Below are 8,297 nucleotides of genomic sequence, written 5' to 3' on the forward strand. Positions count from 1 at the left end.
TTCCTCCAACTCCCAATACCAAAGGCAACCTTCCTTTATTTGTATTAATAACTGTCGAAATAACAAGTTCCTTTTCATCCTCTGTTAATGTTGCATTCTCAGCAGTGGTCCCCATAACTACAAGATATTCAACTCCTCCATCTACAGAAAAATTAACTATCCTTTGTAACGCTTCTATATCAATTGAAAAATCTTCTTTAAAAGGAGTTACTAGTGCAACGCCCGTCCCTATTAATGATTGCATATCAGATTATATTTGGTTTAATGTTTTTTAAATATTTAAATAATTCATTCACGAAAACTTTATGTTCCCGAACATTGGTATCAATCATCACTCGATTTAATCTTTTATCGATTGATGTAAAACCAACTTTAAACTTGGCTTTAGAATTTTGTGTCACGAGCATCAACATTGCTTTTTCGATATCATAATAACTTATTAATAAATCGAATTCTTCTTTTATAAAGTCTTTTAACAAATTTTCGGTAATTTCTCCCTTCAAATTAAGATTTTTTATCCCAAAAGTTGGACAAGTATACGCTTCTTTTTTATCGATTTTGTCTTTATAAACAACAATCTTAATATTCTCTTCAACAATTCCTTTAGACACCAAATCAGCTAGCAACGCTTTTTTTCTCTGAAAAACTACTCTCATCTATAAGCAAACCAACAGTTTGTATATCGGTGGTAAATGCACAGTTTTTTACATTATCAAGATTTTTATTTAATGATTTTTTTACAAAAAAAACCTTTATATAATTTAAAAACATAGTACTTTTACTTGATTACAAAATTAATTATTTAAGTCGCATTTAAGATGGTAAAACTAAAAAAGTATAACGGATTTTTAAAACTTTTTGTTATATTCTTAACATTTTTTCTAGGAGTTTCTTGTAGCAAGCAAACGTATCAAGTTTCTAAAATAGAGGGTAAACTAATCCCTATTACAACTACTGAGAATCAAACTCCTGAAATAGAGAATTTCATTAAACCTTACAGAGAACACATTAACAAAGATCTAGATAGTGTTCTTTCTTTTTGTCCTGAAACATTAGACAAAAGTACTGGTAAATTACAGACATCAATTGGTAATTTCATGGCAGATGCCTGTTTACAAAGAGGTAACTTAATCTTTAAAACTAGGGAGAACAAAGATATTGACATTTGCTTCCTTAATCATGGTGGTATACGTGCAATTCTTCCTAAAGGAAATGTTACTGCTAGAACTGCTTTTGAAATTATGCCTTTTGAAAATAGTCTTGTTGTTATGGCATTAAAAGGAGAACAAATTTTAGAATTAGCTAATTATTTTATTGCTGAGAAAAAGCCTCATCCAATTTCTGGAATGACTTTTACAATTACTAAAAACAATACTCCAACAAACATCTTGATCCAAGGAAAACCTATCGAAAAAGATAAAATCTATTATGTTGCTACGAATGATTATTTAGCAAATGGTGGAGATAGCATGAACTTCTTTAAGAAAGCTGTTCAGAAATATGATTTAAATTACAAATTACGAGACATTCTTATTGATTATTTTAAATCTGTTAATCCAATTCCGGTACCAAAAGATATCCGAGTTAGACAAGAATAAAATAAACAATTAAAAAATATTTAAGAACTTTGAGTTCAAGCGTTTTACCGCAAAATAAATTAAAATGAAAAGAAGAGATTTTATTGAAAAAACTGCTGCTAGTACAGCATTATTGAGTTTGGGTTTATCTATGAGTAGCTTTACATCTCCTGATGTTAAACACATAACTATATTACACACCAATGATGTACATAGCCATATTGACCCTTTTCCTGCCGATGATCCTCGCAATGCAAATATGGGTGGAGTATCAAGACGTGCTGCTTTAATTGATTCAATCCGTAAAGAAAATCCAAATGTTCTTTTATTAGATGCTGGTGATATTTTTCAAGGAACTCCTTACTTTAACTATTATGGAGGAGAATTGGAATTTAAATTAATGAGCATGATGAAATATGATGCTTCTACAATTGGTAATCATGATTTTGATAACGGTGTAGATGGCTTATATGCTCAAATGCCTCATGCAAAATTTGAATTTATCTCTTCTAACTACGATTTTAAAAATACCGTGATGGACGGTCTTGTAAAACCGTATAAAATTTTCAACAAAGATGGTATCAAAATAGGTGTTTTTGGTCTTGGTATTGAACTAGAAGGTTTAGTAGATAAGCTTATGTACAAAGAAACTGTTTACAATGATCCTGTTGAAACTGCACACGACATGGTTAGAATTCTTAAAAAGGAACAGAAATGTGATTTAGTTATTTGTCTATCGCATTTGGGATACAAATATCGTGATGATGCTACTAGAATGTGTGATTTAAAATTGGCTGAACAAACTCAAGATATTGATTTAATCATTGGCGGACACACTCATACTTTTCTTGACAAACCAACTATTGTAAAAAACAAAGCTGGTGAGGATGTTTTAGTTAATCAAGTTGGTTGTTATGGAATTAACGTAGGTAGAATTGACTTTTATCTAGACAACAATAAGACAAAATCATCACAAGGAAAATCAATTACTGTTTAATTTCTTACTCGAATGTTTTCTATTCTTTTTTGGATAAAATATCTTACCATAAAATAGTAAGCTAACATTTGAGTTACATCTCGAATTAGCACTAATACTATTGAATGATCAAAAGATTGATTAAATATAAAAAAGACATCCGAAAAGATAAAACAAGCTGTCATTATCGTCAGCAAAAGTGTTAAATAGGTACCTTTGGATATATAACTAATAAATGAAATACATCCTAACATACTTAACACAATCCCATACACAGTATAAATAAAATGATATTCTTTGATTTTCTCATATTGTAAACCCAAGACAGAAATCAATAAATATAAAATGAAAAGAACGACTATTGCTACTGGCAATATGTCGTTTTTTCTTAGTTTTATTTTTCGATTATCATCAAAAATTAGTTTCAAAAACAATAAATAGACTGATAAAAAACAAAAAAGAGAGCCAAACTCTGTGGCATCAACCTCCATTAAACTAAATACCTCTCCTGTAAAACATAAGGCAAAAATAAGTCCCTGAATTAAATTTATCTTATAATTGGTCGTTATAAGATAATATATAAATATTGAAGGCACAACAATTGCCTTTGCATACATACCTATAAAATCTTCTTCCAAGAAATCAAAGATAATTGCAAATGTTAACGATAAAAAGTAAAGGATTAATGAGGGGGTATTAGCTTTCATTTAATTTTGTTATAAAATCATCTTCTGAAATTATAGGTATATTTAATTTATTTGCTTTTTCTAATTTAGCTGGTCCCATGTTTTCACCGGCAACAACAAAATCGGTTTTAGCAGAAATAGAACTTCCTACCTTACCTCCATTATCTTCAATAGTTTTTTTGATGTCGTCTCTTGAGAATTTAGAAAACACTCCTGAGACAACAAATGTCTTTCCTTCAAATTTAGTAGTCGCATTAGGGTTTATTTTTTCTACTATCTCAAATTGAACTCCGTAGCCTTTTAAGCGTTTAATAATTTCTTTATTCTCGTCATTCTCAAAAAACTCTATAACGCTTTTCGCAATACGTTCGCCTATTTCATCTACTAGAACCAAATCCATTAATGTAGCTTGGCTCAAAGCATCTATATTTTTATAATGTTTCGCTAATTTTTTAGCAACAGTTTCTCCTACAAATCGAATTCCAAGTGCAAACAAGACGTTCTCAAATGGGATTTTTTTAGAATTCTCTACTCCTTTTACTAGGTTTTCTGCTGACTTTTGCGCCATTCTTTCTAGTGGTAGAATTTGCTCTACTGTTAGCTCATATAAGTCTGCATAATTATGTACTAAACCATTATTAAAAAGTAAAGCGACTGTTTCTCCTCCAAGTCCTTCAATATCCATTGCTTTTCTTGAAATATAGTGCTGGATTCTACCAATAATCTGTGGTGGACATCCATAAAAATTAGGGCAGTAATGATTTGCTTCTCCTTCTGACCTTACCAATTCGGTATCACATTCTGGACAATGCGTGATGTATTTTGTGGGTATTGCGTCTGCTTCTCTTTGTGTTAAATCGACTGCAATTATTTTAGGAATTATTTCTCCTCCTTTTTCTACAAATACGGTATCGTTTACTCTAATGTCTAATTTTTCTATTTGATCTGCATTATGCAAAGAGGCTCGTTTTACAATTGTTCCAGCTAATTGTACTGGCTCTAAGTTGGCTACTGGAGTAATTGCTCCTGTTCTTCCTACTTGATAAGAGATTGAGTTTAATTTAGTTGAAACGCGCTCTGATTTAAATTTATATGCAATTGCCCAACGAGGTGATTTTGCTGTATAACCTAGCTCTTCTTGATGCTGTATACTATTTACTTTTACAACTACTCCATCTGTTTCATAAGGTAACTCATGACGATGAATGTCCCAATAATCTATGAAATCGAATACTTCTTGTAGATTGTTTGCCAATTTTGCTTCAAGGGGCACTTTGAAACCCCATTTTCTTGCCAATTCTAATCCTTCAAACTGGGTTTTGAATGGCAAATTATTTCCTGTTACAAAATAGAGTAAACACTCTAAAGGTCTTTTTGCTACCTCGGCACTATCTTGTAGCTTTAAACTTCCTGAAGCTGTATTTCTTGGATTTGAATAAGGGGTTTCTCCTATTTCTATTAAATCCTGATTCATTTTTTCGAATCCTGCGAATGGTAATATTATTTCTCCTCGAATTGCAAAAACGGGTGGATAATCTCCTTTTAATTGCAACGGAATCGATTTTATTGTTTTGATATTGTTTGTTACATCATCACCTTGAAATCCATCTCCACGAGTAACTGCTCGTTTTAATTTTCCGTTTTCATAGGTAATACTTATCGAAGCTCCATCATATTTTAATTCGCAAGTATATTGTAAATCTACATTACCTAATACTTTTTGAATTCTAGTTTCCCAGTCTATTAAGTCTTCTTTTGAATAGGAATTATCTAGGGAATACATACGATATTCATGAGCAACTGTCTGAAAGTTTTTTGTGATCATACCTCCTACACGTTGTGTTGGTGAATTTTCATCAAAAAACTCTGGATGTTGTTTCTCTAATTCCTGAAGTTGCTTTAATTTTATATCAAAATCATAATCTGATATTGTAGCATTATCAAGCACATAATAATTGTAATTATGTGCATTTAATTCGTCCCTTAAAGCTTGTATGGAATCCTTAATATTCATGTTTTTTTTGTAATTCGATTGTCTTTTATTAACCTAGAAAATTTTGTCTAAAATAAGCAATCAAAAGTATAATTAAAAACAAAAAAACCACTCTTTTAAAAGTGGTTTTCACAAAATATTTTAAGTTTTATTTCTCTGTTATAATAAAATCGGAACGCCTGTTGGCAAAATGCTCTTCTTCAGTACATTTAACTCCATTGCTACATTTATTTACCAATCTTGTTTCTCCATAACCAATTGCACTAACAATTCTTGAGACATCGATTCCTTTTGAAAGGATATAATCTTCTGTTGCCTTGGCTCGTTCATCTGAGAGTTTCAAGTTGTATGCATCTTTACCTCTTGAATCCGTATGTGACTCAATTTTAATTTTAATCTTAGGGAATTTTTGCATCACAAACACAACTTTATCTAGTTCTGTAGCTGCTTGCGGATTAATATCAAACTTGTTGTATTCAAAGAAGATAGGATTAATATCTACTTTTTCTATTCCCTCTTTTTTAACTACTAAATCGTCATAATTATTTAGATAGAAATTAACCTCTTTTATAGTGGCATTATTTTCTTTTGTTGTTTCTACATATTTTTCATCTCCACTGTAATTTGGCTTATTAGCTGTTATTTTGACCCTCTTGCTACATGGTACTTCTAATGTATAATTTCCATCAACATCCGTTTTAGTTTCGGTTATAACTGTATCATAAACATCATACACTAAAATAAATGTATCACTTATCCCCGTTTTAGTTTTTAGATTTATTGCTTTTCCTGAAATAAGTTGATTACAAATTGGCTTTCCTTTGGTAAAATAATAAATATCATCATCTCCTTTACCTTGTGCACGATTTGATGATATGTAACCATAATTATCTTTTGAATCGATTATAAATGAAAAATCATCCTTATTACTGTTTATTGGGGCTCCTAAATTTCTAGGAACGGAGAAATTCAATCCATCCAAGAGTTTACTTTCATATATATCTAAATCACCTAACCCATAGTGTCCATCTGAAGAAAAATAAAGTATTCCATTTCTATAAAAAGGAAAAACATCATTTCCAATTGTATTAATTGTTGGTCCTAAATTTTGTGGCGAACTCATGGTGCCATCAACAGCAATTCGTACTACATACAAATCGGTCTCTCCATATCCACCTGGCATATCTGATGCAAAAAACAACAATCTACCATCATCACTTAGATTTGGGTGCCCTACTGAATATTTATCACTATCAAAGAATACCTTTTCACTTTTAACTAATTTATTATCTTCTACAGTTCCTTTTATAATTTGAAAATTGTTTATTCTAGATTCATCAACAACTAATTTATTATTCTTGAGAATGTTTGTTGTATAATACATTGTTTTCCAATCGGGACTAAATGTTACTGTAGCCTCATGATATTTAGTCATTACATTAGGAATGAAAATTGTTTCGTTAAACAAATTACCATCAACAGCACTCCTTTCTGCAACAAATAAGCTCAAGAAGGGTTGTTTATTCCAATTATATAACTTTTTATCAAAATTAGTTGTGTCTCTAGCTGATGTAAATACCACCTTATCTTTATAAAAAGCAGTTCCAAAATCAGACTTATTGGTATTAATAGCAATATTTTGCACAGTATAAAGGGATTTGTTTTTGGACAAACTGTCTAATAATTTCTTTTGATAAACATATTTATCAATTTCCTTTTGGTCTCCTTTTTTGTTTAAATATTCTTTGGTTATTTTATCAGCGTTATCATAATCCATAACTCCTTTCATTGACTGAATATACCTTAGATAATAGATATCTGGTAAATTATCTCCTTGTAATTCATATACTTTTTGATACCACTTTAAAGCATTCCGATTATCTGAAGTAAAATAATAGGAATCAGCGGCATTTTTTAAAGTTTGAACTGATGGTTTTTTGATATTTTCCAAACACTCTTCGTATGCTTTTGCAGCATCTACATAAGAATAATTTCTAAATAAGGCATCGGCCTTTTTTAAATTTGTTTGTGCTAAAACAGATACAAAGCTGAATAGCAAGCTAAGTATATAATATTTTTTCATAAGTGAGATTTTTAAAAGAATCTTGGAGATTTAATTTTTCTTGGGTCTTTATGAAATTGATAACGCAATATGAATTCATGTGAACCATCATTGTATTTATTCAATTTGGTTACTGTATAATCATACGAATACCCAATATAAAGGCTTGTTGATATTTGGAATCCAGCTAACGCACTAACTGAATCATCAAAACGATAAGAAGCTCCTAATACCACTTTTTCTTGAAGCATAAAATTGGCTGAAAGATCTACCGAAATTGGCATTCCACTGACTACTTTAGCTAATACAGCAGGTTTGAACTTCAAACTTCTATTCAAGTCAAATACGTAACCTCCCATAAAAAAATAATGCATCTGGTCATAATTAACGGCTTCTTGTATGTCATTGTAATAATCACTTCTTATGAAACTAGGAACCGATGCTCCTACATACCATCTGTCTGTGTAATAATATACCCCTGCTCCTATAGATGGTTTTACAACATTATTAATATTGCTATTTAATAAAGCATCATTAGCATCATAGTATCGCCCTTTAGTCCAATCTATATTCAGCATTCGCATTCCTGCTCTTAATCCAAATGCTAACCTTTTTTCATAGCCTAAAGCCAATGAATAAGAAAAATTACCATCTAAATATAACTCGTTTGATGGCCCTAGCTTATCATTTACTACACTAAAGCCTAATCCTATTTTTTCATTTCTCAAGGGCGATTGTACAGATAGGGATTGTGTTTGTGGTGCACCATCTATTCCTACCCATTGCGATCGATGCAACAATACCGCTTCTAGATTACCTGTAGAACCAGCATAAGCAGGATTGATTACCATTGTGTTATACATATACTGCGTATATTGCGGATCTTGCTGTGCATTTGCTAGGAAGGAAGCAAAACCGCAAAATATCAAAAGATAGGTCTCTATAAATTTTACACTTAGTTTCATATTATAACTATTTAGTCAGTTAATTTAATTTGATGCTT

At 30.9% G+C, this 8,297-nt stretch carries 8 protein-coding genes; 2 read left to right on the forward strand and 6 right to left on the reverse strand.

From position 1 onward, the window contains the following. Both QWY99_RS12035 and QWY99_RS12040 read right to left on the reverse strand, forming a co-directional pair. Window positions 1-244: dihydrodipicolinate synthase family protein (locus tag QWY99_RS12035; protein ID WP_290265601.1), on the reverse strand; the 244-nt coding region annotated here is incomplete at its 3' end. 1 nt (window position 245) lies between these two features. After that, complete coding sequence (locus QWY99_RS12040) at window positions 246-656, reverse strand: DUF6913 domain-containing protein (protein ID WP_290265603.1); 411 nt, start codon at window positions 654-656, stop codon at window positions 246-248. Between the two features lie 162 nt (window positions 657-818). On the opposite strand from QWY99_RS12040, the gene QWY99_RS12045 reads away from it, so the two are divergent. Together QWY99_RS12045 and QWY99_RS12050 are read left to right on the forward strand one after the other, a co-directional pair. Next, window positions 819-1,598 carry a 5'-nucleotidase C-terminal domain-containing protein gene (locus QWY99_RS12045; protein WP_290265268.1) on the forward strand — a complete coding sequence of 260 codons (780 nt, stop codon included), beginning with the start codon at window positions 819-821 and terminating at the stop codon, window positions 1,596-1,598. A gap of 64 nt (window positions 1,599-1,662) precedes the next feature. Continuing rightward, on the forward strand, window positions 1,663-2,574 hold the full coding sequence (locus QWY99_RS12050; RefSeq protein WP_290265269.1) for a bifunctional metallophosphatase/5'-nucleotidase: 912 nt from the start codon (window positions 1,663-1,665) through the stop codon (window positions 2,572-2,574). Here QWY99_RS12050 and QWY99_RS12055 read toward each other — a convergent pair. From QWY99_RS12055 to QWY99_RS12070, 4 genes are all read right to left on the reverse strand, one after another. After that, window positions 2,571-3,260 carry a lysoplasmalogenase family protein gene (locus QWY99_RS12055; protein ID WP_290265270.1) on the reverse strand — a complete coding sequence of 230 codons (690 nt, stop codon included), beginning with the start codon at window positions 3,258-3,260 and terminating at the stop codon, window positions 2,571-2,573. The two genes, QWY99_RS12050 and QWY99_RS12055, sit on opposite strands and share 4 nt — an antisense overlap. Then, the gene (gene ligA / locus QWY99_RS12060) at window positions 3,250-5,253 is read right to left on the reverse strand and encodes an NAD-dependent DNA ligase LigA (protein WP_290265271.1); all 2,004 of its coding nucleotides are present in this window, start codon (window positions 5,251-5,253) and stop codon (window positions 3,250-3,252) included. The genes QWY99_RS12055 and ligA overlap by 11 nt, the downstream gene beginning before the upstream one ends. A gap of 127 nt (window positions 5,254-5,380) precedes the next feature. Then, window positions 5,381-7,315: an OmpA family protein gene (locus QWY99_RS12065; RefSeq protein ID WP_290265272.1), complete on the reverse strand. Its 1,935-nt coding sequence runs from the start codon at window positions 7,313-7,315 to the stop codon at window positions 5,381-5,383. 11 nt (window positions 7,316-7,326) lie between these two features. Continuing rightward, the gene (locus QWY99_RS12070) at window positions 7,327-8,259 is read right to left on the reverse strand and encodes a PorP/SprF family type IX secretion system membrane protein (protein ID WP_290265273.1); all 933 of its coding nucleotides are present in this window, start codon (window positions 8,257-8,259) and stop codon (window positions 7,327-7,329) included. Window positions 8,260-8,297 lie beyond the last annotated feature (38 nt).

This window comes from Flavobacterium branchiarum (assembly GCF_030409845.1).
Taxonomy (GTDB): Bacteria; Bacteroidota; Bacteroidia; order Flavobacteriales; family Flavobacteriaceae; genus Flavobacterium; species Flavobacterium branchiarum.